Here is a 25011-nt window from a genome sequence, read left to right as displayed (position 1 = left end):
GTTGGTCGGGTACATGTCGGGGGGCAACCTATGAATGCGCTTGATGCCGCGCGGTGGCAGTTCGCCGTGACGGCCTCGCTGCACTTCCTCTTCGTCGCGCTCACGCTCGGTCTGGTGTTCTTCGTGGCGTCGGTGCAGACCCGCTACGTGCGCACCGGCGATGAGGTGTACGGGCGGATGGCCCGCTTCTGGGGCGTGCTGTACGCGATCAACTACGCGGTCGGCATCGCCACGGGACTCGTCATGGAGTTCGAGATCGGGCTGAACTGGAGCGGCCTCAACCGGCTCACCGGCGACGTGTTCGGCGCGCCCCTGGCGATGGAGACCCTGATCGCGTTCGTGCTCGAGTCGACGCTGCTCGGCATGTGGCTCTTCGGCTGGGGCAAGCTGAACAAGAAGCTGCACCTGGCCCTGATCTGGGGCGTCGCCGCGACCGCGCTGCTGTCCGCGTTCTGGGTCATGGTCGCCAACTCGTTCCTGCAGCACCCCGTCGGCTACGCGATGGACGCGGCCGGCACCGTCCGGCTCACCGACTTCGGCGCGCTGCTCACCAACAGCGCCCTGTGGTTCGCGCTCGGCCACACGGTGTCGGCCGCCATGCTGACCGGCGGCATCTTCGTCGCCGGCGTCAGCGCCTGGCACCTGCGCCGCCGCGACACCGAGGACGGCCTCTTCCGGAGGTCGCTGCGCAACGGCCTGCGCTCCGCGCTGGTCGGCGTGTTCTTCACCATCGGCTTCGGCTACGCCCAGTTCGGCCCGCTCACCGACAACCAGCCGACGAAGCTCGCCGGCGGCGACGAGGCCGTCGCCCAGCAGGCGGCGATGGTCGCGAAGCACGGCCCCGGCGACTACATCCCCAGCAGCATCGTCGGCGCGTCCCTCGGCGTCATGATCATGGTGGCGAACCTGCTGTTCCTGATCCTGCTCGTGGCGCAGCTGCTCACCATCCGCGACACGATCATCAAGCGCCGCTGGGCCCGCCCGATGCTGTGGGTGCTCACCGCCCTCATCCCGGTGCCGTTCCTGACCGCGATCGCCGGCTGGATCGTGCGCGAGGAGGGCCGCCAGCCGTGGGCCGTCTACGGGCTGCTCAAGACCGCCGACGCCGTCTCGCCGATGAGCGACCGGGCGCTGACGCTGTCGACGATCGGCTTCACGGTGCTCGTCGCCGGCCTCGCCCTCACCGACTGGTGGCTGCTCGCCCGCAGGGCCAGACGCGGCCCCGGCGACGAGTTCCTGCCCGAGACCCTGCCCGCACGCGAGGAGGTGCTGGTGTGAGCACGTTTTGGTTCGCAGTTCTGGGGCTGCTGTTCGCGACGTACTTCGCGCTCGGCGGGCTCGACCAGGGCGTCGCGCTGCTGCTTCCGCTGTACAGGAGCGACGACGCCAAACGGGGCGCGCTCAACGCCGTCGGGCCGATGTTCCTCGGCAACGAGGTGTGGATCGTCGGTGCGGTCGGCGTCCTCGTCGCCGCGTTCCCCCGGCTGGAGGGGGAGCTGTTCGGCGCCGCGTACCCGGTGGTCGTCGCCGTGGTGCTCGGCCTCATCGCCCTGAACGCCGGCGTGCAGCTGCGCGGCCGGGCGGTGCGCCGCGGCGGGTTCGACGCGCTCATCACCGGCGGCGGCCTGGTCCTCGCCGCCGGCTGGGGTCTGCTGCTCGGTGTCGTGTTGCACGGTGTACCGGTGGACGCCGGCGGCCACGTGCACGGCTTCGCGCCCCTCGCGAGCCCGGCCGTGTGGCTCACCGCGCTCGCCAACGTCGCCCTCGTCGTGGCCAACGGCGCGGCGTACCTCAACTGGCGCGGCGTCGGGGCACCGTCGAGGACCGGGCCTGCCGCCGCCGTGCTCGTGGTGCTCGCGGCCGGCGCCTGGTATCTGCAGGACCCGCCGGACATCCGCAACCCGCTGCTCGCCACCGTCCTGGCCGCGGTCGTCGTGGCCGCGCTGGTCCTCGCCGGCGTCGCGAAACGTCCGGGGCGGGCGTTCGCGGCCACGCTTGTGGCGTGCGCCCTACCCGTGATCGCGGTGGCTCTGGCCAGGTACCCGGGCGTGCTAGCGTCCACGATGGACCCGGGTGCGACGGTGACCGTCGACAGCGCGGCCGCCGGTGGGGACACCCTCCGGCTGCTCGCCATCGGCGCGGCGCCGCTGCTGCCCGTGCTGGTCGCCGTGCAGATCTCCTGCTGGTGGCTGTTCAGGCGGCGGGAGAGTCAGCCCACCCCTCTCTACTGGTAGGGCGCGCGGACGTTCATGGACAGAAGACTGCTGCGGCTCGGGCCGGTCAGGCACTATGCGACGGTGCTGGCCGGCTCGGCCGTCCTGGCCGCGATCCTGATCGTCGGCCAGGCGGTCAGCCTCGCCACGTTGCTGACGGGCTTCACCACGAACGCCGCACTGACCTGCCTCGCGTTCGTCGTGCTGCGCGGCGCGCACGGCGCCGTCGCGGGCGCGGTCGCCGGGCGCGCGACCGCCCGCGTCAAGGCGCACCTGCGGGCGGAGCTGCTCGGCGCCGCCACCGCCCGCGGCCCCGGCTGGCTCGGCGGGCAGCGCGCCGGCGAGCTCGCCACCCTCGCCGGCCGCGGCGTCGACGGGCTCGACGGGTACCTCTCCTCCTACCTGCCGCAGGTGTTCCTCGCCGTCACCGTCCCGCTCGCCACGCTCGGCTGGCTCGCGTTCACCGACCTCACCTCCGCGATCGTGGTCGGGGTGACGCTGCCGCTCATCCCGGTCTTCGGCGTGCTGGTCGGCAAGCAGACCGGCGCCCGCACCAAGCACCAGTGGCACCTGCTGCAGCGCCTCGGCGGCCACTTCCTGGACACCGTCATCGGCCTGCCGACGCTGCGCACGTTCGGCGCCGAACGGTCACAGGTCCGCCGGGTCCGGGCCATGGCCGACGCCTACCGGGTCGCGACGATGCGGACGCTGCGCCTGGCGTTCCTGTCCGCGCTCGTGCTGGAGCTCGTCGCGACCGTCTCGGTGGCGCTCGTCGCGGTGCCCGTCGGCCTGCGGCTCCTCGACGGGAAGCTGACCCTCGCCGCGGCGCTGGTCGTGCTGCTGCTCGCCCCGGAGGCGTACCTGCCGCTGCGGGCGCTGGGCACCAAGTTCCACGCCAGCCAGGAAGGGCTCGCGGCCTCCGCCGAGATCTTCAAGGTCCTCGACGCCGCGCCGGTTCCGCCGGTACGGGCGGCGCCCCGCCTCCCGGACGCGCGCTTCGCGGGTCTCGTGTTCGACCGCGTGGAGGTCCGGTACGGCGACGTCGTGGCACTGCGCGACCTCACCCTCGAGGTGATGCACGGCGACAGGGTCGCCCTCGTCGGCCCGAGCGGCGGCGGCAAGTCCACGCTCCTGTCGCTGGTGCTCGGCTTCGTCACGCCGGCGTCGGGCCGGGTGCTCGTCGACGGCGCCGACCTCGCGGACCTGGACCTGACCGCGTGGCGGGCCCGGCTCGCATGGATGCCGCAGCGCCCACACCTCTTCGCCGGCACCGTCACCGACAACATCCGCCTCGGCGCTCCTCCCGCCTCGTCAGGCGCTTCTCCTGATTCGCCAGTCGCTCTTCCCGGCCTGCCGGGTGCTGCTTCCGGTTTGCCAGGCGCTCTTTCCGGTCTGCCAGGCGCTGCTTCCGGTCTGCCGGGTGCCGCTTCCGGTCTGCCGGGTCCTGCTTCCGGTCTGCCAGGCGCTGCTTCCGGTCTGCCGGGTGCCGCTTCCGGTCTGCCGGGTCCTGCTTCCGGTTTATCAGGCGCTCCGCGCCCGCTAAACCGGAAATATCAGCATTCGTCGGCACTGGCTCAGGAGGTCGTCGACGCCGCCGTCGCCGCGGACGCCGACGCGTTCATCCGGGCCCTGCCTCAGGGGTACGACACCGACCTCGGCCGGCACGGGCTCTCCAGCGGCCAGCGGCAGCGGCTCGCCATGGCCCGGGCGTTCCTGCGGCGCGACACGGCGGACCTGCTGCTGCTCGACGAGCCGACCGCCCGACTCGACGCGGCGAGCGAGGCGGCGGTGATCGACGCCGCCGCCCGGCTGGCGGTGGACCGCACCGCCCTGCTCGTCGCGCACCGGCCGGCGCTGCTGTCGATCGCCACCCGCGTCGTCGAGATCAAGGACGGCGTCGCGTCCGCGGTGGTGGCCGCGTGAGGCTCATCCCCGCGTCCGCGCTCGTCCGGCTGGTCTTCGCCGGGCTTCTCGGCGTGCTGACGGAGGTCGCCGGGATCGGGCTCGTCGGCACCGCCACCTGGATGATCGTCCGGGCGGCCGAGCAGCCACCACTGGCGGCGCTGTCGGTGGCGATCGCGGCGGTCCGTGGTTTCGCCCTGGTCAAGGGCGGTCTGCGGTACGCCGAGCGGCTCGCCGGCCACGACGCCGTCCTCCGGGTCCTGGCCGATCTGCGGGCCCGCGCGTTCGCCGCGCTCACCGCGTCCCGCGGGCGGGTGTCGTCCGGCGACGTGCTGAGCCGGGTCGTCTCCGACGTCGACGGGGTGCAGGACGCCGTCCTCCGCGGGGCACTGCCGGCCGGGGTCGCCGCCGTCGTCGGCCTCGGCGGGGTCGCGGGGCTCGCCGTCGCCGACCCTGCGGCGGGGCTGGCGCTGCTGGCCGGGCTCGTCGTCGCCGGGGTCGTGCTGCCGTGGGCCGGGCACCGCCTCACCGCCGCCCGGAGCGGGGAGATCGCCGCGGCGCGGGGCGAGCTGACGACCGCGACCGTCGATGTGATGCACGGAGCGGCGGAGCTGTCCGCGTTCGGGGCGCTGCCCGCGGCGCTCGCCGACGCCGAGGCGCGGGGCCGCCGGCTCGCCGCGCTGGAGGCCCGGTCCGCGACCGTGGCCGCGGTCGTCGGCGGGGTCGCCGCGGTCGTCCCGGCCGCGGTGGCGGTCTGGGTCGGCGTGGTCGCCGGCGGCTCGTCGGCGGCGGTGCTCGCGCTGGTCGCGCTCGCCGTCGGGGAGGTCGTGGTGCCGCTCGCCGCGGCCGCCGTCCGGCAGACCGAGCTGCGCGGCGGCCTGCGCCGGGTCCGTGCCCTGCTCGCCACCACCGTCGACGACCTGCCTTCGGACGAGCCCGACGGCCCGCTGGCCGGCACCGTGGACCTGGCGCTGCGGGGCGTGACCGTCCGGTACGGCGACGACCTGCCGCCCGCCCTCGCCGACGTCGACCTCGCGCTGCCGGCGGGGAGCCGGGTCGCGGTCGTCGGGGCCAGCGGGTCCGGCAAGTCGACGCTCCTCGCCGCGATCGCCGGCCGGGTGCCCCTCGCGTCCGGCGCCGTCGACGGCGTGCCCGGCGGGGTCGCGGCGTGGCAGGTGGCCGGGGGAGTGTTCGCCGACGCGCACGTCTTCCACTCGACGGTCCGCGACAATCTGCTCCTCGGCCGCGACGGGTTCGACGACGCGGCGCTCCGGCAGGCGCTCGTGGACGCCGGGCTGCCCGAGTACGCCGACCGGCTCGACGACATCGTCGGCGAGGACGGCGGGAAGCTCTCCGGCGGCCAGCGGCAGCGGCTGCTCCTGGCGCGGGCGCTGGTGGCGGCGCCGCCCGTGCTGCTGCTGGACGAACCGACCGAAGGCCTCGACGCCGGCGCGGCCGACGCCGTCCTCGACAGCGCGCTGCGGGCGGCGGGGGAGCGGACCGTGGTCGTCGTGACGCACCGCGCGGCGGAGCTCGGCCGGTTCGACCGCGTCGTGCGCGTGGAGGAAGGCCGGACGACCAGCGCCTGACGCGGCCGGAGGCGTGCGCGCCAGGAAAGGCTGGACGGGCAGCGGTCGGGGCGTGCGCGTCGGGAAGCGCCGGACGAGCGGCGACTGACACCGCCGGAGCGTCCGCGTCGGGGAGCGCCGCTGGGTCGTGGGCGTGGAGGAAGGCCGGACGAACGGCGGTTGACGCCGGACAACCACCATGTGGGAACCTTGAGCGGTGGACGGGGTGACCCATGGAGCCGGCCCGATCGACGTCTACGTCGACGGCCTCGCCGCCGCGCTGCGTGGGCCGCGCCGGCACCGGCAGGAGATGATCACCGAGGCGCGGGACAGCCTGTTCGACGCCGCCGAGGCCTACGCGGACGAGGGCCACGACCCGCTCGACGCGCAGCACAGGGCCGTCGTCGACTTCGGCACCCACCCGCAGGTCGTGCCCGGCTACCAGACCGAGCTCGCCGCGCTGCAGGGCCGCCGCACCGCGACGTGGATCGCGCTCGTGCTGCCGGTCATGACGCTGCTCGAGCCGCTCATGTGGTGGAACACGAAGTGGAGCTCCGACGAGCGCGCCAGCCACGTCTACTGGGTGCTCGTCGACCACTTCCAGTACACGTCGTTCCTCGCCGCGGCGGCCGCCGGGCTCGCGATCGTCGGATTCGGTTGGGGCAGCCGGTTCCTGCGCGACGGCATGCGGTACGCCCGCCTCGTCGGCCAGGCGACGGTCGTGTTCCTCGGCATGCACGCGCTGCTGGGCCTGACCGTCTTCGGGTTGAGCCTGCACCAGTGGCCGGCCGCCGCGACGTGGCCGCCGGTGCTCATCGGCATGGCCGTCAACACCGCCGCGTTCGGCTATGCGGGGTGCCTGGCGATCCGGTGCGTGTCGGCCACCAGTACACCGGCGGCAAGGGCCTGACGGTCAGGCCGTCGCGGGCGGTGGGAGCAGCACCGCGCCGATCGTGGCCGTGAACTCCTGCCACGCCGACCGCTCCTCCGCCAGGACCTTCCGGCCGGCGTTGGTCAGCCTGTAGGTGCGGCGCTCGCGGCCGCCGACCGTGGACCAGGCGCTCTCCACATAGCCCGCGCGCTCCAACCGGCGCAGCGCGGGATAGACCGTGCCCGTCGGCAGCGCCAGCGAGCCGCCGCTGCGCTCCTGGAGGGCCTCGATGATCGCGTAGCCGTGGCGGGGCTCGCCGTCCAGCACCGCGAGCAGGAGTGCGTCGAGATGCCCGCGCAGCGCGTCCGCCTTCATGTGTAGCGAGTCTACGGGTTTGGCGCCCCCGGCGCCATTTCCCGGTGCCTCCGGGCCTGGCCGTTCCCGGCTTCCGGGGACGGCCACCTGGCTTGGCCGGACGTGGTTTACCGGGGGCGCGGCTGGGAAGACCGCGGTTGGGTGATCGGGTGATCGGCGGACGGACCGGAGGTCGAGGAGCGGTATGAGGCGGCGGGTCGAAGCCACGCAAGACGTCGAGGCGCTGTGGCCGAACGGGCTGGGCACCACGCTCGCCATCGCGTCGGGCCGGGCGCTCGCGTACCGTGGCGGCGTCGCCCGCCCGGTCGTCGCCGCTCCACAGTGGACAATGGATCGGTCGGGCCGGATCGGCGCCCAGCCGGGCAGCCGGTCCGACGGCGCCGGCCGGCACGCCCGCCGCGAGCTCGACGCCGAGGACGTCGCCGCGTGGCTCGTCAGCCAGCTCCCCGAGGGCGCCTACAACGGTCTCGTCGTCGGCTCCCCGCACGGCGCCGCCGTCCATCTCGCGATGGCCCTCGGCGTGCCGTGGCTGCCGGTCGCGTTCGAGGTGCCGACCCCTGAGGTCGCCGCCGGCGAACGCCCCGCGCAGGACGGTGAGCGCCTCGCCCGGGACATCCTCATGGACAACCCCGATGTCGGCATCCGTCAGGTGTACGACCCGGTGTGGCGCGGCTGGTCCGGTGCCGCGACCGCCTATGCGGTGGTGCGCTGGCGCCGCCTGCCGCTGGCGTACCGCCGGCTCATCGCCGAGCGCCTGAACCCGGACGCCCCCATCGTCGTGGTCCGGGACGTCAGCCGCTGGCAGACGTCCGCCGGTGACGACGGCTACTCCTTCCAGCTCGGCAGTCGCGCCAGCGGCCTCGGCCCCGGCGACTACCGCGACGACCGGTCCCTGCGCGGCCGGTCCCCCCGTGCCGACAGCGACGGCGAACGTGCCGTCGACCGCGGCCTGGTCGAGGACCTCCGCCGGTACGGCTCAGCGCACGGCCACCCCATCCGCCAGGTCCTCTACCGCCACCCCGACGTGCTCAGCGGCGCCGTCGCCGACCTCTACCGGGGCTGGCTGCGCGCCGGCACCCGCACCGCCGCCCGTCTCGTCGTGGAATGCGGCCGGCTGCTGGATCCCTGGCACGTCCTGCGCGCCGGCCTCGTCCCGTACTGGTGCGAGCATCCCCTGCGCTCCGCGGTCCGCTCCCTGTCGTGGTGGCTGGCCGGCAGCGAACCCTTCACCTCCGTCGACGTCTTCGCCGAACCCCCGGGCATGCCGCTGCCGACCGTCGCGCGGCTGGAGGAGTGGCAGGCCGTCGCGGCCTTCGCCACCCGCCACGGCCTCGTCGACCGCCGCTGCGCCCGCGCCTACCCTTCGGGCGTCGTGCCGGGCCACCACGCCACCCAGGTCCTGCGGATGCACCCCTACGACCTGCCCTACCTGCCGTTCCTGACCGTCCCGGCGGCCCTGTCCGCCATGACCCACAGCGCCCAGACCGACGGCCTCCTGGTCCTCTGACCGCGACGGGTCAGGGGGAGTCCTCGGACTTCTCCTTGTTCTTCTGGACCTTGCTGATGACGTCGTGGAGGGGCTTGGTGCCGCTGCCGACGACGATGCCGGTGACGATGGCGTCGATCCAGACGGGGATGCCGTCCCAGGACTCGCCGGCGATGGAGTGCAGCAGGTACAGGCCGCCGGCCGAGGACGCGACGGTGGCCACGGCGGTGGCGATGCCCCAGGAGACGAGGCCGCGGCTGGCCCGGCCCTTCTCCACCATGGACTTCGCGTGGGCGACCTGGATCAGGTCGTCGAGGGTCGCGTCGTGGTACTTGTTGGCGAGGTTGGCCACGGCGGCCTCCAGCTCGCCGCGGGCGTGCTTGCCGGGCAGGAACCTGGCGAACGGCTCCAGGATCCGCTCGACGGCGGTGGCGAACGCGAACAGCACCGCGAAGAACGTCGTCGCGTCGGGCAGGTGGATCGCCTGGGCGTTGATCTTGTAGTGCCAGAGCGCCCAGGAGCCGACGCCGCCGGCGGCGACCAGGAGGAACGCCGACACCAGGGAGAGCACCGACGCGGGCTGCGGCGGGACCGCGGCGGCCTCGCCGCCCGGCGTGGGCTCGGGCGGGCCGGCCGCGGCGATCGCGATCCCCACCTCGTCGCCCGCCGCGGCGACCCCGGCGCCCGGTGACGCGGCGGCCTCGGCGCTCGCGGACTGGGTGGAGGCGCCCGGTGAGAACGGGGCGGACTGGGCGGGCACGTGGGCCCGGCCGACGGCGGGGGCCTCGGCGGCGGGCGTCACCGAGGCGGCCGCGACGACGCGGCTGGAGTGGGGACCGAGCACGTTCGTGCGACGGACGAGAGCCATGGCCGAGACGCTAGCGCCGCATCGATCCGCATGCGATATCCGATTGCCGATATCGACCCGGCGCTCACCGCGGCGTCGCGCTGCGTGACGTCAGCGCGATCGAGGTGATGATGCCGCCGCGGTACAGGCGGATCCTGCCGTTCATGACGCGGCCGCCCGCCGGGCGAGCAGCATCGGCACGAGCAGCAGCGACACCAGGTCCACCGTGATGTGCAGGGCGATCGGCACGAGCAGGTTGCCGGTCACCGCGTACAGGACGGTGAACACGACCGCCGCCCCGGTGGTGGCGACCACGCCCCGCAGGCCCTGGTAGCGGTGGCCGAGCCCGAACAGCAGCGCCGAGAGGACGGCCGCCGCCCACGCGGGGAGGCCGAGCACGCCGATGCCGGCGGCGATGAACAGGCCGCGGAACACGATCTCCTCGCCGGTCCCGGCGGCGACGGCCCCGACGGCCGCCCAGCGTCGCTCCGGCGGCGTCGTGGGCCGCAGGAACGCGAGCGGATCGTCGTCCGGGGCGATGGGGCCGGCGCGGACGGTCAGCACCGCGGCGGTGCCGGCGGCCGCGGCGGACAGGCCCAGCGCGATCGCGGCGTCGCCGAGGGTCGCGGGCCGCAGGCCGAGGTCGGTGAGGGTCAGGCCGGGGCCGACGAGGACCGCCTCGAGGGCGATGAGGGCGGTCAGGGTGTTCGTCGCCGCCGACCGGCGGAACGCCGCGACGAGGCCGCCGGCCGCGATCCGCGCCCGCATCCGGTCCGGTGACGCCCGCAGGACCGTGACGGTCAGGACGGCGATCACCAGCACCGTGAGGATCACCTCGGTGGCGCGGAACGTCGGGTCGATCCAGTCGAGCACGGCAGCCATGATGAGACAGCGAAGGGGCCGCTGTCAGCCCACCGTTTCGGTGGACGGGGACAGCGGCCCCTTCAATGCGTCACGCGGAGGGCGACACGGTCACCGAAGGACTGGCGCTCGGGTCCGCGGCCGGCGCGGCCGGCGGCGGGAGGGCGCTGCCCTTGACGTACTCGTCCCAGGTCTTGTCCCAGTCGGTCCAGCCGTTGCCCCAGGCGAGCTTGCGCGGGGTGTTCTTGACGATGTGAATGTCGCCGATCTTCGTCAGGTCGAACAGGAACTTCGCGTTCTTCTGCGAGACGTTCGTGCAGCCGTGCGAGACGTTGCGCTTGCCCTGGTCGCCCTCGGACCACGGGGCCGCGTGGATGTACTCGCCGCCGCTGGTCATGCGCTGCGTCAGGTACACGGTCTCGCGGTAGGGGTCGGACGGGTCGGTCGACACGAACAGCTCGGACTGCTGCTTGTCCATGATCACCATGGCGCCGCTGGAGCTCGGCGTCTTGGCCTTGCCGAGGCTCACCGGGATGGTCTTGATGACCTCGCCGTTCTTCTCCACCGTCATCTGGTGGGTCTTGTCGTCGGTGACCATGATGATCTTGTCACCGATGGTGAAGTTGGTCGTGACGTCCTTGGTGCCCCAGCCGGTCTTGGTCAGCTGCAGGCCACCCGTCGCCAGGCGGACGCTGACCTTCGTGCCGGTCTGCCAGTAGTCCTTCGGGCGGAAGTGCACCTCGCCGCCGTTGAACCAGTACCAGGTGCCGACCTGCGGCGGGGTGCTGGTGACGAGCAGCCGCTTCTCGACGCTCGCCCGCAGCTCCTGGGGGACGCTGGAGCCGAAGCGGACGACGATCGGGATGGCCACCCCGTAGACCTTGTTGTCGGACAGGGCGGTCGACACGTTGACCGTCTTGCCGGGCTTCGCCATGGTCGTGAACGTGACCTTCTTCCCGGCGCTGTCGCCGGCGGAGGTCACGGTCGCCGTGTACTGCGTGCCGTATTTGAGCTGCTTAGCCGGGATCCAGGTCGAGCCGTCGGAGCGCAGGCCGCCGTCGACCGCCGCGCCGGACGCGTCCGTCAGGGTGACCGACGCGTTCGCGCCGGGCGCCGCCTGCAGGGCGAGTTCGGTGGCGGTGGAGACGCCGGTCGCGCCGTCGGCGGGCGCGGTGAGGGTCGCGGTTGGCTGCGCGGCGGACGCGGAAGCCGAGGGGCCGCCGGCACTGTTGCTGCTGCCGCTCCATCTGGGCTTTTCGTCAGCGCTGCAAGCGGAGAGGGCGATCAGGCCGGCAAGGGCGGTGATCGTGGCCAGTGCGCGTGCGGAGACTCCCATGTCCACACCTCCTTCGTTGGGCTAGCGTTGTTGAGGTCGAGCATGCGCCGGCGAACTACGCCGGTGTATCCCTGGTTTGTGCCAGCCGGTTCAACTCGTCGCCGAACTGGTGGCGGGCGATCTTGCCGTGCATCATCGTAGGAAGTAACGGACGGCCCGAGCCATCCGCTCCTTGGACGTGTTCCAGACTGCCGGAGGTTGCGTCCCGATTCGGTAACGGACCATCCGCAGCGCCCCTACCTGCGGCTCGTGGGATTTGTCACGATCTCACGTTGTAGGCCGTCCGGCGGTACAGGCGGTACGTTGGTCGGCATCGCGCGTGGCGGCCGGTCGGGACAACACATGAGGATCGCGCCGCAATCTTCGCGTACACTGGCAAGACTGCTCCGTAAGGTGTTTTTAGGGCCGACGTTGTCCCGACTCGCAATCGATGACGTCAGGAGGCCCGATGGGTTACCCGGGACCGCAGCCGCAGGGTCTGTACGACCCTGCTTTTGAGCACGACGCCTGCGGGGTCGCGTTCGTGGCCGATATCCACGGCCGCCGGTCCCATGACGTCGTGCACAAGGGGCTGTCCGCGCTGTTGCGCATGGACCACCGAGGTGCCCGCGGGGCCGAGCAGAACACCGGCGACGGTGCCGGCATCATGATCCAGATCCCGGACGCGTTCCTCAGGGACGTCACCGCCGGGACCGGGATCGACCTGCCGCCCGCCGGCTCCTACGCGACCGGCCTGGCGTTCCTGCCCGTCGACGACGAGGCCGCCCAGCGCGCGATGCGCGTCCTGGAGAAGTACGCCCTCGTCGAGGGTGCCCACGTGCTCGGCTGGCGCGACGTCCCGATCGACGCCTCCGACCTCGGCGCGACCGCGCTCGCCGCGATGCCGCGCATCAAGCAGGTCTTCATCAGCGCGGAGAGGCTCGGCGCGCCCGGCGCCGTGCTGTCCGACCTGGACCTGGACCGGGTCGTCTACTGCGTGCGCAAGCAGACCGAGCGGGAGACCCGCGAGCGCGGCATCCAGCTCTACCTGCCGTCGCTGTCCTCGCGCACCATCACCTACAAGGGCATGCTCACCCCCGACCAGGTCGTGTCGTTCTTCCCCGACCTGTCCGACGAGCGCGTCACGTCGGCGATCGCGCTGGTCCACTCGCGCTTCTCGACCAACACGTTCCCCTCGTGGGAGCTGTCGCACCCGTACCGGCTGATCGCCCACAACGGGGAGATCAACACCATCCGGGGCAACCGGAACTGGATGGCGGCCCGCGAGGCCCTCCTGGCGACCGAGAACCTGCCCGGCAACATCCGCCGGCTCTTCCCGATCTGCACGCCCGAGGCGTCCGACTCCGCCAACTTCGACGAGGTGCTCGAGCTGCTGCACCTGGCGGGCCGGAGCCTGCCGCACGCGGTGCTCATGATGATCCCCGAGGCGTGGGAGAACGACCCTCGGATGGACCCGCTCCGCAGGGCGTTCTACCGCTTCCACGCCTGCCTGATGGAGCCGTGGGACGGCCCGGCGAGCGTCGCCTTCACCGACGGCACGGTCGTCGGCGCGGTCCTGGACCGCAACGGGCTGCGCCCCGGCCGCTGGTGGCAGACCGCCGACGGTCTCGTCGTGCTCGCCAGCGAGGCGGGCGTGCTCGACCTCGACCCGGCGACGATCGTGGCCAAGGGCCGCTCGGCGCCCGGCAAGATGCTGCTCGTCGACACCGCCGCCGGCCGCATCAAGACCGACGACGAGATCAAGTCCGAGCTGGCGCAGGCCGAGCCCTACGAGGACTGGCTGCACGCCGGGCTCATGGACCTCGACACGCTGCCCGAGCGGGAGCACGTCGTCTACACGCACGACTCCGTGCAGCGCCGCCAGCAGACCTTCGGCTACACCGAGGAGGAGCTGAAGATCCTCATCGGGCCGATGGCGCGGTCCGGCGCGGAGCCGCTGGGCTCGATGGGCACCGACACGCCCGTCGCCGTGCTCTCGACGCGGCCGCGGCTCATGTACGACTACTTCACGCAGCTCTTCGCCCAGGTCACGAACCCGCCGCTGGACGCGATCCGCGAGGAGATCGTCACCAGCGTCGCCGCGACCATCGGCCCCGAGGGCAACCTGCTCAAGCCCGGCCCGGCGTCCTGCCGGCAGATCGCCCTGCCGTACCCGGTCATCGACAACGACGACCTCGCGAAGCTGCTGCACATCGACGACGACGGCGACCTGCCCGGCTTCAAGGCCGTCCGGGTCTCCGGCCTGTACCCGATCCGCGACGGCGCGACCGGTCTCAAGCGGCGCCTCGTGGAGATCATGCGCGGCGTGTCCGAGGCGATCGAGGACGGCGTGCGGGTCCTGGTCCTGTCCGACCGCGACTCGACCGTCGACCTGGCGCCGATCCCGTCGCTGCTGCTCACCGCCGCCGTCCACCAGCACCTGGTGCGCGAGCAGACCCGCACCCAGGTGTCGCTGGTCGTCGAGTCCGGCGACTGCCGCGAGGTGCACCACGTCGCGCTGCTGTCCGGGTTCGGCGCCTCGGCGGTCAACCCGTACCTCGCCTTCGAGAGCGCCGAGGACCTCATCGCCACCGGCGCGCTGCCCGGCGTCGACCCCGAGAAGGCGATCTACAACTACGTCAAGGCGCTCGGCAAGGGCGTCCTGAAGATCATGTCGAAGATGGGCATCTCGACCGTCAGCTCGTACTGCGGCGCCCAGGTCTTCGAGGCCGTCGGTCTCGACCCGCGCCTCGTCGAGCGGTACTTCACGGGCACCCCGAGCAAGATCGGCGGCATCGGCCTCGCCGAGATCCACGCCGAGATCGCCGCGCGGCACGCCCGCGCCTACCCGGCCAACGACGCCGAGCGGGCGCACCGCCGGCTCGAGGTCGGCGGCGAGTACCAGTGGCGCCGCGAGGGTGAGCTGCACCTGTTCAACCCGGAGACGGTGTTCCTCCTCCAGCACGCGACCCGGTCCAAGCAGTTCGACGTCTTCCAGCGGTACACCGCGAAGGTCGACGAGCTCGCCGGCCAGGCCGGATCCCTGCGCGGCCTCTTCGAGCTGCGCACCGGGGTCCGCCCCGCCGTGCCGATCGAGGAGGTCGAGCCGGCCACCGAGATCGTCAAGCGCTTCGCGACCGGCGCCATGTCCTACGGCTCCATCTCCATGGAGGCGCACGAGACCCTCGCCATCGCGATGAACAACATCGGTGGCAAGTCCAACACCGGCGAGGGCGGCGAGGACCCCGAGCGGCTGCACGACCCGCGCCGCCGCTCCGCCATCAAGCAGATCGCCAGCGGACGCTTCGGCGTGACCACCGAGTACCTGGTCAACGCCGACGACCTGCAGATCAAGATGGCCCAGGGCGCCAAGCCCGGCGAGGGCGGCCAGCTGCCCGGCAACAAGGTGTGGCCCTGGATCGCCAAGACCCGTCACGCCACCCCCGGCGTCGGGCTGATCTCCCCGCCGCCGCACCACGACATCTACTCCATCGAGGACCTCGCCCAGCTGGTCTTCGACCTGAAGAACGTCAACCCGGCGGCCCGCGTCCACGTGAAGCTGGTCTCCGAGGTCGGCGTCGGCACCGTCGCCGCCGGCGTGGCGAAGACCAAGGCCGACGTCATCCTCATCTCCGGCCACGACGGCGGCACCGGCGCCTCGCCGCTCAACTCGCTCAAGCACGCCGGCACGCCGTGGGAGCTCGGCCTCGCCGAGACCCAGCAGACGCTGCTGCTGTCGGGGCTGCGCGACCGGGTCAGCGTCCAGGTCGACGGCCAGCTCAAGACCGGCCGTGACGTCGTCATCGCGGCGCTGCTCGGCGCCGAGGAGTTCGGCTTCGCGACCTCGCCGCTCATCGTGTCGGGCTGCATCATGATGCGCGTCTGCCACCTCGACACGTGCCCGGTCGGCATCGCCACCCAGAACCCGGCGCTGCGCAAGAAGTTCAACGGCTCGCCCGAGTTCGTCGAGAACTTCTTCTGGTTCATGGCCGAGGAGGTCCGCGGCTACCTGGCCGAGCTGGGCTTCCGCACGCTCGACGAGATGATCGGCCACACCGAGCTGCTCGACGTCCGCTCGGCCGTCGACCACTGGAAGGCCGGCGGGCTCGACCTGACCCCGCTGCTGCACGTTCCGCCGCTCGCCGACGACGCCGCCCGGCGCCAGACCACCAAGCAGGACCACCGCCTGGAGCGGGCGCTGGACAACCAGCTCATCGCCGCGGTCACGCCCGCCCTCGACGAGGGCACGCCGATCAAGCTGGAGATCGCCGTCCGCAACGAGCACCGCTCCGTCGGCGCGATGCTCGGCGGCGAGATCGTCCGCCGGGTCGGCGGCGCGGGCCTGCCCGACGGCACCGTGGACGTCACGCTGCGCGGCACCGCCGGGCAGTCCTTCGGCGCCTGGGTCCCGCACGGCGTCACCCTCCGGCTCCTCGGCGACGCCAACGACTACGTCGGCAAGGGCCTGTCCGGCGGCAAGCTCGTCGTGACCCCCGACCCGACCGCCACGTTCGTCGCCGAGGACCAGATCATCGGCGGCAACACGGCCCTGTACGGCGCCACCGGCGGCACCCTGTTCATGCGCGGCAAGGCGGGCGAGCGGTTCGCCGTGCGCAACTCCGGCGCGACCGCCGTCGTCGAGGGCGTCGGCGACCACGGCTGCGAGTACATGACCGGCGGCACCGTGGTCGTGCTCGGCCCCACCGGGCGGAACTTCGCCGCCGGTATGTCGGGTGGCGTCGCGTACATCTGGAACCTCGACCACACGCTGGTCAACGCCGAACTGGTGGACCTGGAGCCGGTGACCGACGCCGCCCCGCTGCGGTCGCTGGTCGAGGCGCACCTCGCCGAGACCGGTTCCGCGGTGGCCGCGCGCATCCTGGACAATTGGGACACTTCCGTGGCAGCCTTTACGGCGGTCGTGCCGCGCGACTACAAGCGCGTCATGGACGCCAGGCGGTCCGCCGAGGCGGCCGGCCGCGACGTCGACGAGGCGGTCATGGAGGTGGCGCGTGCCTGACCCGAACGGTTTCCTGCGGTACGAGCGGCGCCTGCCCACCCGCCGCCCCGTCCCGGTCCGGCTGCGCGACTGGCGCGAGGTGTACCCGCCCGCGTCCGACGAGCTGATCGCCGAGCAGGCGACCCGCTGCATGGACTGCGGCATCCCGTTCTGTCACGACGGCTGCCCGCTCGGCAACCGCATCCCCGACTGGAACGACCTCGTCCGCACCGGCAACTGGGACTTCGCCATCGAGGCCCTGCACGCGACCAACAACTTCCCGGAGTTCACCGGGCGGCTGTGCCCCGCGCCGTGCGAGGCCGCGTGCGTCCTGTCGATCGCCGGCGGCCAGCCCGTCACGATCAAGCAGGTCGAGGTCGAGATCATCAACCGCGCGGTCGCCGCCGGCCGGGTCACCCCCCGTCCGGCGCCCGAGCGGTCCGGCAAGAGCGTCGGCGTCGTCGGCTCGGGCCCCGCGGGGCTCGCCGCCGCGCAGCAGCTGGCCCGCGCCGGTCACGACGTCGTGGTGTACGAGCGGGACGACGCCCTCGGCGGGCTCCTGCGCTACGGCATCCCCGACTTCAAGCTGGAGAAGGGGCACATCGACATGCGGCTGGACCAGCTGCGTGCCGAGGGTGTCCGCTTCGAGACCGGCGTCAACGTGGGCGTCACCGTCTCCGTCGACGACCTGCGGGCCCGCCACGACGCGCTCCTGCTCGCCTGCGGCGCCCTGGCCGCCCGCGACGTCGAGATCGAGGGCCGCGGGCTTTCCGGGGTACACCTCGCGATGGAGCACCTCGTCGAGGCCAACCGGGTCGTCGCCGGGCGGGTGCCATCCGCGTCGATCTCCGCCTTCGACAAGAACGTGATCATCATCGGCGGCGGCGACACGGCGGCCGACTGCCTCGGCGTCGCGCACCGGCAGGGCGCGAAGTCCGTGCTGCAGCTCGACCAGTACCCGGTGCCGCCGTCCACCCGGGACGAGTCGCGCGACCCGTGGCCGACGTGGCCCTGGATCCTGCGCGACTACCCCGCGCACGAGGAGGGCGGCGCGCGCGCCTTCGCGGTCGCCGTCACCGCCTTCGAGGGCAACGACGACGGCGACCTCACCGGCGTGCGCATCGCCGAGGTGCAGGTGTCCAGAGTGGACGGCCGGCGGGTCGTCACCGAGATCCCCGGCACCGAGCGGCTCTACCCCGCGGAGATGGTCCTGCTCGCGATCGGCTTCGAGGGCACCGAGCCCGGCCCGCTGCTGACCAACCTCGGCCTGACCCGCAACCGCCGCGGCGGCATCGACACCGGCGCCGACTGGCAGTCGGCCACGCCGGGCGTCTTCGTCGCCGGCGACATGCACCGGGGCGCGTCACTCATCGTCTGGGCCATCGCCGAGGGCCGTTCCGCGGCCGCGTCGATCCACGCCTACCTCGGCGGCGACGGCGCCCTGCCGGCACCGGTCGAGCCGAGCGCCGCCGCCCTGACCGCCTGACGGGTTGCTAATCGGGAGCGGTCCTGTTCGCGGGGCCGCTCCCGGGTACCCCTCGGCCATGAAACGCCCGCTCATCCTCTCGCTGCTCGTCGTGGGCCTCGCGCTGCTCCCCGCCGAGGCCGCCTTCGCCGACACCACACCGTTCTGGGCGCCGACCATCCCGTCCGCGCCGCCGTTCCCCGCTCCGCGTCCCTCGTACACGCCTCCTCCCGGCTATTCGGCGCCCACCTACTCCTCCCCGGCGCGGGCCGCGGCGCCCGACTCCACGTTCGCCAACGACGTCCGCATCGCGGTGAAGGTCGTCGAACGCTACTGGAGCTCCCGGATCGTCGGCTTCAAGCCCGTCTCCCGCATCGTGCCCTACCGCATCGACGGCGAGGTCATGTGCGGCTCCCAGCCGATCCCGACCCAGAACGCCGCCTACTGCCCCATCGGCGACTTCATCGCGTACGACGTGAACTGGTCGGAGGAGGTCTACAAGGACCTCGGCGACGCCTTCGTCTTCTACCTCCTCGGCCACGAATACGGCCACGCCATCCAGCAACGCCTCGGCATCGAGTACGCCTTCACCATCTACCAGGAGCTCCAGGCCGACTGCTTCGCCGGCGCCTACATCGGCGACTCCATCAAGGTCGGCGACTTCACCCTCGAGGACGGCGACCTGGACGAGCTGCGCAACGGCCTCCTCTCCGTCGCCGACCCCGACGACGAACCCTGGTTCCAGGAAGGCGCCCACGGCTCAGCCGCCCAACGCACCGGCGCCTTCTTCGACGGCTACGAGCAGAGCCTCGAAGCCTGCGACATGCCCTCCTCCTACCACGGCTGACCCTGCGGTCGCGCTCTGCGGGTTTGTGCTGTCCCGCTTTTGCGGTCACGCTTTGCGGTTGGTGCGAAACGGGGCGTCTTGAGGTTCTGAACGTGCGGTACCGTCACGTCTGTCTATTGCACATCGTGGCGGGGAGGACGCGGTGAGTGATCATGCGGCTGGGTTCAGCGTCGACCTGGAGGCGGTCCGGTCGTTCGGGACCGGCTTGCGGGCCGACCTGAGCGGCCATCTGTCGCCGGAGCACGACCAGATCCTGCGCACGTTCGTCGACACCCCGACGTTCGGGACCCGCACGGCCAGCCCAGACGTGCAGGCCGCGGCGACCCTGTACCACCGGAAGCTCATCGAACTCCTGGACCTGATGGACGCCTTCATCCACAACGGCGCGGTGTTCGTGCAGGCAGCCGAGGAGGTCGCGGCAGCATACTCCCACGCGGACACACTGAGCGGCGACCAGTTCAAGACTGCGCTGGCCGTCGCCTCAGCCAAGGTCGACGACGCGCTGTGGGCCGCCCAGCACGACCCGAGGACCGGCAGGTCACTCTGATGGCCGAGTCGTACCAGCGCTGGCGCCTGCCCCAACTCTGGGAAATGCTGACCGCCGACGACCCCGAACACGCCCACCTGCACCTGACCACCTTGCGCCGCCAGCAGACCGCCCTGGAAACCCAACGCGACGGCCTGCGACTCCTGCGAGACCACCTCGCCGAAGCGTGGCCGCCGGAGAAGAGCGAAGCGGCGAGCGCGTTCATCCAGCGGCTCAACGACATGCTCGACGCGTTGACCGCAACAGCACGAGGCGCCGCCGATGTGCGGGTGGCGGTAGCGCTGACTGTCAATGCGATCGAGGGGGCGCGGCATCAGTTGGCGCCGTTGGTCGAGCGGTACGCGAAGGCCGAGGCGGTCGTCGACCCGCGGGTTTCCCAGCAGGCAAAGAAGGTGCTGGATCAGGAGGCTCGCCAGATCCTCATCTCGGCAGATGGCACGGTGCGTGACGCGAACACGGCGTTGCAGGTGGCGCTTCCCACGTATGCGCGGATCGGCATGCTGACGGACGTCCCGCCCGTGACCAGTGGCGGCGATGTGACCGGCGCCGGTAGTGGCGGAGGCGGCGCGAAGCGAGCCTCGGAGCGCTTGGGTGAACTGCGTCCGCCGCGATTCGACCCACCCGCTCCTGTCACCGCCGACATAGCCGGCGACGACGTTGTCCTTGCTGAGGAGCCGCGCGGAGTGCAGGCGAACGGCTTGTGGCCAGGTGACACGGGAACTGGCTCTTCAGGCGGGGTGTCGCCTCGCGGTTCGCTCGAGATGAATCCGACCGTTGGTCGAGTCCTTGGTGTCGGTCCGGTGAGTGGAATGCCTGTGTCCGTGAACGATGGGATCGCCCGAGGCGTTGGCGGGGGAGTGACGCGGGGAGTTCCGGGTGGGGTGATCGGCAGTGCGCCGCCGATGGCAGCGCGTGGCGGCGTCATGCGCACAGCTGCAGCGTCGGCGCGGTCCGTGTCTGCTGGAGTTCGTCCGTCCGGAGCCGGCGGACACCAGGATCGGTCATTCGAGGAGTACGTCGCGCGGCGGCGGGTGCAGGACACGGGGCATGACGAGCAGTGGGCGGTGAATCAAGGAGTGACGCCGCTCCTTGAGGCGCTGCCGCCAGTCCGGACGCATGATCCAGGCCCGGGCGTGATTGGACTTGATCGTTGAACCGGGTGCTCCGTTCGACCGCCGTCATCGCGGTGACGATGGCGACGCTCGCTTGGCCGGTTCCCGCTTCCGCGGATGCCATTCGCGACCGGCAGTGGCACTTGGCCTCACTCGGTGTCCTTGATGCGCATCGGTGGAGCCTCGGCGAAGGAGTGCTCGTCGCAGTGACGGACACCGGTGTCGACGATCGTCGTGGCGAGTTGGCCGGTGCCGTGATCGAAGGCAGAGAGTTCGGGGAAGGCGCGTCAGGCAACGGGAAGGCTGATACCGACGGGCACGGCACGGCGATGGCCGGCCTGATCGCGGGGCGTGGCCTCGCGAATGGCGGAGGCGTCCTCGGCATTGCTCCGAAGGCGATCATCCTGCCGGTACAGACGATTCACAGCGAATTCGGGGGCTCTCCGACGAACCTCGCAGCGGGCATCGAATGGGCGGTCTCGCAAGGCGCGAAGGTCATCTGCGTGGCTGCCGTCACCGGCGAGTATCCCGAGGTGCGTGTGGCGATCGAGCGTGCGATCAAGGCTGATGTCGTGGTGGTGGCGGGGGTTGGTAATACGCCGAAGAGTAAGCAGGTGGGGTTTCCGGCGAAGTTGCCTGGGGTGGTGGCGGTGGCGGGGACGGACAGGGACGGGAATCATGCGGCGATTTCGGCTACTGGGCCGGAGGTGGTGTTGGCGGCGCCGGCGGTGGACATTGTTTCGATTGGGGCGTTCGGGAAGTACGTGGTTGGTGAGGGGACGAGTGACTCGACGGCGATTGTGGCTGGGGTGGTGGCGTTGGTGCGGGCGAAGTTTCCTGGGCTGTCTGCGGCCGAGGTGGTCCGTAGGTTGACGGCGACCGCTACGGATCGGGGGAAGCCGGGGCGGGATGAGGAGTTCGGGTTCGGGATTGTCGATCCGGTGGCGGCGTTGACGGCTTCGGTGCCGAGTGTGGTGCCGTCGGTGTCTTCGTCTGGGGTGGGGGTGCCGGCGGGGCGTGCGGGGTGGTCGGGGGTTGTGTGGGTGGTTGTCGGTGGTGGGGTGCTGCTTCTTTGTGTGGGGCTGCTGGTCAGGCGGCGGCGGTAGTGGGTGTCGCGCTGTGCGGGTGGTGCGAATCGAGGGCGTTGTGAGGCGTTGAGTGTGCGGTACCGTCACGGTTGTCTATTGCGCATCGTGGCGGGGAGGATGCGGTGAGTGATCATGTGCCGGTTGGATGGTGTGTGGTGGAGCCGGTCTGATGGGTGAGACGTACAAGCGGTGGCGGTTGCCGCAGTTGTGGGAGATGGTCGCGGCGGACGACGAGGCCGATGCTCACGTGCACCTGGCGACGCTGCGTCGCCAGCAGACCGCCCTGGAGACGCAGCGCGACGGCCTGCGGCTCTTGCGGGACCAGCTCGCCGATGGGTGGCCGCCGGAGAAGAGCGAAGCGGCGAGCGCGTTCATCCAGCGGCTCAACGACATGATTCGAGCCATGTCTCTGACCGCGGTGGGTGCGGCGGAGGTGCGGAGCCGGGTGGCTCTTGTTGTCGAGGCGCTGGGTCAGGCTCGCGCTGAGCTTGCGCCGCTGGTCGAGGAGTATCGGCGAACGGAGCATCTGCCCGACCAGCGGGTGGGGGAGCAGGCGCGGAGGCTGCTGGACGAGCACGCTCGGCGCATTCTCAGGGAAGCCGATGCGGCGGTGGCGGATCCTGCGGCCGGAATGGATGTCCAACTGCCTGTCTACGAGCCGTTCGGGATGCAGACCGATGTCGTTGCTCCGCTGAGTGGTGGGACGGGTGGCGGAGGCGCCACAGGTGGAAGCGTCGCGAGGCTCGGGGGAGGTGGTCCTGCGATGCCGCGGTTCGACCCGCCCCGGCCCGCTGTCACTCTGCCCGGGGAGGAGTTCGGGCTGACAGGTGGGCCTGCGGAGTCTGTACAGGCGACACCGGTTGGCCTTCTTCCCGCGGCTGGCACGGCCGCGGGACCCGGGAGTCCGGCCGTGCCGTCGCTGTTGGGTCCGGGGCGGGTGTTGGGGAGGCTTCCGGTCGAATCGTCGATGCCGGGTTCGGCTGCGGCGGGTGGCATACGCGGCGTCAACAGTGGTGGGGGAATGGCCGGTCGGCCGGTGGCGGGTGCGCCAGGAGTTGGTGGCGCGGCCATGCGTGGAGCGGCCGGCGTCGGCAATCGCGACAGCTCCGCCAGCACGCGTCGCGTACCGCGGGAGGGTGCGGGCGAACAATGGTCGGTGGAGCATGGGGTGCCGCCGGTGATCGATGTTCCGCCGGTCCGTGCACATGATCCGGGCTCGGGCGTCCTCGGACTTGACCGTTGAAGGCGGTTCGCTGGGCAGTGGTGCTCTGCCTGGTGTCGGTGACGACCGTCGTCGGGGTTCAGCGACTCGCGGCGGCTGACAGCATTCGTGACCGGCAGTGGCACCTGCAGGCGCTGCGGATTTCGCAGGCACAGGCGATCAGCCGGGGTGCGGGAGTTGTTGTCGCGGTCACGGATACCGGCGTCGACGACCGTCACGGAGAGCTGGCCGGCGCGGTACTCAACGGTAAGGAGTTCGGGGAGCAGCCGACCGGCAACGGCAAGGCTGACACAGACGGACACGGCACAGCCATGGCCGGCCTCATCGCCGGGCGTGGCCTTCCCAACAACGCCGGAGTGCTCGGTATCGCGCCGGAGGCGACCATTCTGCCTGTGCAGACGCTGCACAGTGAGTTCGGTGGTTCGCCGATCGATCTGGCGGACGGCATCACGTGGGCGGTCGGCCAAGGCGCGAAAGTCATCTGCATCGCGGCCGGGACGAGCGAATATTCGCAGGTCAAGGATGCGGTCGCGGCCGCGATCAAGGCTGATGTCGTGGTGGTGGCGGGGGTTGGTAATACGCCGAAGAGTAAGCAGGTGGGGTTTCCGGCGAAGTTGCCTGGGGTGGTGGCGGTGGCGGGGACGGACAGGGACGGGAATCATGCGGCGATTTCGGCTACTGGGCCGGAGGTGGTGTTGGCGGCGCCGGCGGTGGACATTGTTTCGATTGGGGCGTTCGGGAAGTACGTGGTTGGTGAGGGGACGAGTGACTCGACGGCGATTGTGGCTGGGGTGGTGGCGTTGGTGCGGGCGAAGTTTCCTGGGCTGTCTGCGGCCGAGGTGGTCCGTAGGTTGACGGCGACCGCTACGGATCGGGGGAAGCCGGGGCGGGATGAGGAGTTCGGGTTCGGGATTGTCGATCCGGTGGCGGCGTTGACGGCTGAGGTGCCGGCGGTTGGGTCTCCGGCTTCGGGGGTGCCGGAGGCGGGTCGGGAACGGGGGCCGAAGGGTGGGGGTTGGGGGGTCGGGTGGGTCGTGGTGGCGGTGGTGGCGGTTGGCGGGGTGGTTGGCTGGTGGGTGCGACGCAGGACACGTTAGGTGGCCAGGGGGCCCGGGTACTTAGCGCCGAATGCGAGACACGCTCATCGACACGCTCAAGCCGCTGGGGATTGCGCTCGGGGCGGCGCTTGTTGCGTTGGTGGTGGTGCAGGGGGTGCATCTGGTCCTGTTGTGGGTGGGGCGGCGGTCGGTGTTGTTGACCGAGCTGGCGAACCGGGCGCACCGGCCGACGCAGTGGGTGGTGGTGCTGTCGGCGATCTACTTCTCGGTTCGCGGGACGGCGAACGAGGCGGACTGGCGGCCCACGTTCCTGCACGTGGAGCAGCTGCTCATCATCGGTGCGGCGGCATGGCTGGTCGCCGGGTTGCTGGTGGTGGCGGAGGATGCGGCGCTGGCGCGGTTCAGGACGGACGTGCCGGACAACCGGCAGGCGCGGCGGGTGCACACGCAGGTGGTGATGATCCGGCGGGTGACGGTGGCGACGATCGCCGTGATCGCCGGTGCGGTGATGCTGATGACGTTCCCGCAGGCGCGGATTCTCGGGACCAGCGTGCTGGCGAGTGCCGGGTTCGTCGGCATCATCGCGGGTCTGGCGGCGCAGAGCGTGCTGCGGAACCTGTTCGCGGGGCTGCAGCTGGCGTTCAGCGACGCGGTGCGGCTCGGGGACGTCGTGATCGTCGAGTCGGAGTGGGGGCGGATCCAGGAGATCACGCTCTCGTACGTCGTGGTCCACGTGTGGGACGACCGGCGGCTGATCCTGCCGACGTCGTACTTCACGGAGAAGCCGTTCCAGAACTGGACGCGGACGGAGGCGGCGCTGCTCGGGGACGTCATGCTCGACGTCGACTGGTGGCTGCCGGTGCCGGAGGCGCGGGAGGAGCTCCGCCGGGCGCTGGAGTCGACCGACCTGTGGGACGGGCGGGTGTCGGTGCTGCAGGTGGTGGAGGCCACGGGCACTGCGATGCGGCTGCGGGCGCTGGTCAGCGCGACCGACGCGCCGAAGCTGTGGGACCTGCGGTGCTTCATCCGGGAGCACATGGTGACGTGGATCCGGGACGCGCACCCGTCGTCGCTGCCGCGGACGCGGGCGGAGGTGACGTCGGCGCTGCCGCTGCACGCGACGCTGACGGGGCAGACGCACACCGCCGACAGCGACGCGCGGGTCTTCAGCCACAGCGTCGACGGCCGGGCCCGCGCGGAGGCCTTCACCGGCGGGGAGCGCGAATACTAACAGC

At 71.7% G+C, this 25011-nt stretch carries 19 protein-coding genes; 15 read left to right on the top strand and 4 right to left on the bottom strand.

All coding sequences use genetic code 11. The features are described from left to right. The first annotated feature begins 30 nt into the window (after nucleotides 1–30). The 5 genes from AB0J72_RS33770 to AB0J72_RS33750 all read left to right on the top strand — a co-directional run bounded on the left by AB0J72_RS33770 (nucleotide 31) and on the right by AB0J72_RS33750 (nucleotide 6593). Nucleotides 31–1278: a cytochrome ubiquinol oxidase subunit I gene (locus tag AB0J72_RS33770; RefSeq protein ID WP_363405677.1), complete on the top strand. Its 1248-nt coding sequence runs from the start codon at nucleotides 31–33 to the stop codon at nucleotides 1276–1278. Beyond that, a complete protein-coding gene (locus AB0J72_RS33765) occupies nucleotides 1275–2234 on the top strand; it encodes a cytochrome d ubiquinol oxidase subunit II (protein WP_363405675.1) in 960 nt (319 codons plus the stop codon). The genes AB0J72_RS33770 and AB0J72_RS33765 overlap by 4 nt, the downstream gene beginning before the upstream one ends. 15 nt (nucleotides 2235–2249) lie before the next feature. Beyond that, nucleotides 2250–4136: a thiol reductant ABC exporter subunit CydD gene (gene cydD, locus AB0J72_RS33760; RefSeq protein ID WP_363405673.1), complete on the top strand. Its 1887-nt coding sequence runs from the start codon at nucleotides 2250–2252 to the stop codon at nucleotides 4134–4136. Next, nucleotides 4133–5704 carry a thiol reductant ABC exporter subunit CydC gene (cydC, locus tag AB0J72_RS33755; RefSeq protein WP_363405671.1) on the top strand — a complete coding sequence of 524 codons (1572 nt, stop codon included), beginning with the start codon at nucleotides 4133–4135 and terminating at the stop codon, nucleotides 5702–5704. The genes cydD and cydC overlap by 4 nt, the downstream gene beginning before the upstream one ends. Before the next feature lie 205 nt (nucleotides 5705–5909). Further along, nucleotides 5910–6593: a permease prefix domain 1-containing protein gene (locus AB0J72_RS33750; protein ID WP_363405669.1), complete on the top strand. Its 684-nt coding sequence runs from the start codon at nucleotides 5910–5912 to the stop codon at nucleotides 6591–6593. A 3-nt stretch (nucleotides 6594–6596) separates the two neighbouring features. Here the strand turns inward: AB0J72_RS33750 and AB0J72_RS33745 are convergent, their stop codons facing one another. Next, nucleotides 6597–6929 carry a helix-turn-helix transcriptional regulator gene (locus AB0J72_RS33745; RefSeq protein WP_190255311.1) on the bottom strand — a complete coding sequence of 111 codons (333 nt, stop codon included), beginning with the start codon at nucleotides 6927–6929 and terminating at the stop codon, nucleotides 6597–6599. 184 nt (nucleotides 6930–7113) lie between these two features. Between AB0J72_RS33745 and AB0J72_RS33740 the strand changes: the two genes are divergently transcribed. Beyond that, nucleotides 7114–8436: a hypothetical protein gene (locus AB0J72_RS33740; protein WP_363405667.1), complete on the top strand. Its 1323-nt coding sequence runs from the start codon at nucleotides 7114–7116 to the stop codon at nucleotides 8434–8436. A gap of 10 nt (nucleotides 8437–8446) precedes the next feature. Here the strand turns inward: AB0J72_RS33740 and AB0J72_RS33735 are convergent, their stop codons facing one another. From AB0J72_RS33735 to AB0J72_RS33725, 3 genes are all read right to left on the bottom strand, one after another. Beyond that, complete coding sequence (locus tag AB0J72_RS33735) at nucleotides 8447–9283, bottom strand: hypothetical protein (RefSeq protein ID WP_363405665.1); 837 nt, start codon at nucleotides 9281–9283, stop codon at nucleotides 8447–8449. A 141-nt stretch (nucleotides 9284–9424) separates the two neighbouring features. Then, a complete protein-coding gene (locus tag AB0J72_RS33730; RefSeq protein WP_363405663.1) occupies nucleotides 9425–10135 on the bottom strand; it encodes a CPBP family intramembrane glutamic endopeptidase in 711 nt (236 codons plus the stop codon). Nucleotides 10136–10214: 79 nt separating this feature from the next. After that, nucleotides 10215–11459 carry an Ig-like domain-containing protein gene (locus tag AB0J72_RS33725; protein WP_363405661.1) on the bottom strand — a complete coding sequence of 415 codons (1245 nt, stop codon included), beginning with the start codon at nucleotides 11457–11459 and terminating at the stop codon, nucleotides 10215–10217. A gap of 430 nt (nucleotides 11460–11889) precedes the next feature. On the opposite strand from AB0J72_RS33725, the gene gltB reads away from it, so the two are divergent. The 9 genes from gltB (at nucleotide 11890) to AB0J72_RS33680 (ending at nucleotide 25007) form a co-directional block, all read left to right on the top strand. Further along, nucleotides 11890–16458: a glutamate synthase large subunit gene (gltB, locus tag AB0J72_RS33720; RefSeq protein WP_363405659.1), complete on the top strand. Its 4569-nt coding sequence runs from the start codon at nucleotides 11890–11892 to the stop codon at nucleotides 16456–16458. Then, nucleotides 16451–17923, top strand: coding sequence for a glutamate synthase subunit beta (locus AB0J72_RS33715; RefSeq protein ID WP_363405657.1), 1473 nt, complete (start codon nucleotides 16451–16453; stop codon nucleotides 17921–17923). Before gltB ends, AB0J72_RS33715 begins: the two co-directional genes overlap by 8 nt. A 58-nt stretch (nucleotides 17924–17981) precedes the next feature. Next, nucleotides 17982–18749, top strand: coding sequence for a neutral zinc metallopeptidase (locus AB0J72_RS33710; protein WP_363405655.1), 768 nt, complete (start codon nucleotides 17982–17984; stop codon nucleotides 18747–18749). A gap of 142 nt (nucleotides 18750–18891) precedes the next feature. Beyond that, complete coding sequence (locus tag AB0J72_RS33705; protein ID WP_363405653.1) at nucleotides 18892–19296, top strand: hypothetical protein; 405 nt, start codon at nucleotides 18892–18894, stop codon at nucleotides 19294–19296. Further along, nucleotides 19296–20450 (top strand): hypothetical protein, encoded by a 1155-nt coding sequence (locus tag AB0J72_RS33700; RefSeq protein ID WP_363405651.1) that lies wholly within the window; start codon nucleotides 19296–19298, stop codon nucleotides 20448–20450. Before AB0J72_RS33705 ends, AB0J72_RS33700 begins: the two co-directional genes overlap by 1 nt. Nucleotides 20451–20455: 5 nt before the next feature. Further along, complete coding sequence (locus AB0J72_RS33695; protein WP_363405711.1) at nucleotides 20456–21514, top strand: S8 family serine peptidase; 1059 nt, start codon at nucleotides 20456–20458, stop codon at nucleotides 21512–21514. A 151-nt stretch (nucleotides 21515–21665) separates the two neighbouring features. Then, nucleotides 21666–22739: a hypothetical protein gene (locus AB0J72_RS33690; protein WP_363405649.1), complete on the top strand. Its 1074-nt coding sequence runs from the start codon at nucleotides 21666–21668 to the stop codon at nucleotides 22737–22739. Nucleotides 22740–22777: 38 nt separating this feature from the next. Further along, the gene (locus AB0J72_RS33685; protein WP_363405647.1) at nucleotides 22778–23815 is read left to right on the top strand and encodes a S8 family serine peptidase; all 1038 of its coding nucleotides are present in this window, start codon (nucleotides 22778–22780) and stop codon (nucleotides 23813–23815) included. 31 nt (nucleotides 23816–23846) lie between these two features. Then, nucleotides 23847–25007, top strand: a complete 1161-nt coding sequence (locus tag AB0J72_RS33680) for a mechanosensitive ion channel family protein (protein ID WP_363405645.1) — start codon at nucleotides 23847–23849, stop codon at nucleotides 25005–25007. The last annotated feature ends 4 nt before the right edge of the window (nucleotides 25008–25011 follow it).

Source organism: Dactylosporangium sp. NPDC049742 (assembly GCF_040674675.1).
In the GTDB taxonomy this organism is placed as follows: domain Bacteria; phylum Actinomycetota; class Actinomycetes; order Mycobacteriales; family Micromonosporaceae; genus Dactylosporangium; species Dactylosporangium maewongense.
The sequence above is the reverse complement of the archived record's forward strand: the minus strand, read 5'-3'. Positions and strand labels throughout refer to the sequence as shown.

Bases quoted from the DNA above. Each gene is read 5' to 3' on its own strand.
- AB0J72_RS33770 (WP_363405677.1), top strand. From the start codon at position 31: ATGAATGCGCTTGATGCCGCGCGGTGGCAGTTCGCCGTGACGGCCTCG.
- cydD (WP_363405673.1), top strand. From the start codon at position 2,250: ATGGACAGAAGACTGCTGCGGCTCGGGCCGGTCAGGCACTATGCGACG.
- AB0J72_RS33745 (WP_190255311.1), bottom strand. From the start codon at position 6,929: ATGAAGGCGGACGCGCTGCGCGGGCATCTCGACGCACTCCTGCTCGCG.
- AB0J72_RS33740 (WP_363405667.1), top strand. From the start codon at position 7,114: ATGAGGCGGCGGGTCGAAGCCACGCAAGACGTCGAGGCGCTGTGGCCG.
- AB0J72_RS33735 (WP_363405665.1), bottom strand. From the start codon at position 9,283: ATGGCTCTCGTCCGTCGCACGAACGTGCTCGGTCCCCACTCCAGCCGC.
- AB0J72_RS33725 (WP_363405661.1), bottom strand. From the start codon at position 11,459: ATGGGAGTCTCCGCACGCGCACTGGCCACGATCACCGCCCTTGCCGGC.
- gltB (WP_363405659.1), top strand. From the start codon at position 11,890: ATGACGTCAGGAGGCCCGATGGGTTACCCGGGACCGCAGCCGCAGGGT.
- AB0J72_RS33710 (WP_363405655.1), top strand. From the start codon at position 17,982: ATGAAACGCCCGCTCATCCTCTCGCTGCTCGTCGTGGGCCTCGCGCTG.
- AB0J72_RS33700 (WP_363405651.1), top strand. From the start codon at position 19,296: ATGGCCGAGTCGTACCAGCGCTGGCGCCTGCCCCAACTCTGGGAAATG.
- AB0J72_RS33690 (WP_363405649.1), top strand. From the start codon at position 21,666: ATGGGTGAGACGTACAAGCGGTGGCGGTTGCCGCAGTTGTGGGAGATG.
- AB0J72_RS33680 (WP_363405645.1), top strand. From the start codon at position 23,847: ATGCGAGACACGCTCATCGACACGCTCAAGCCGCTGGGGATTGCGCTC.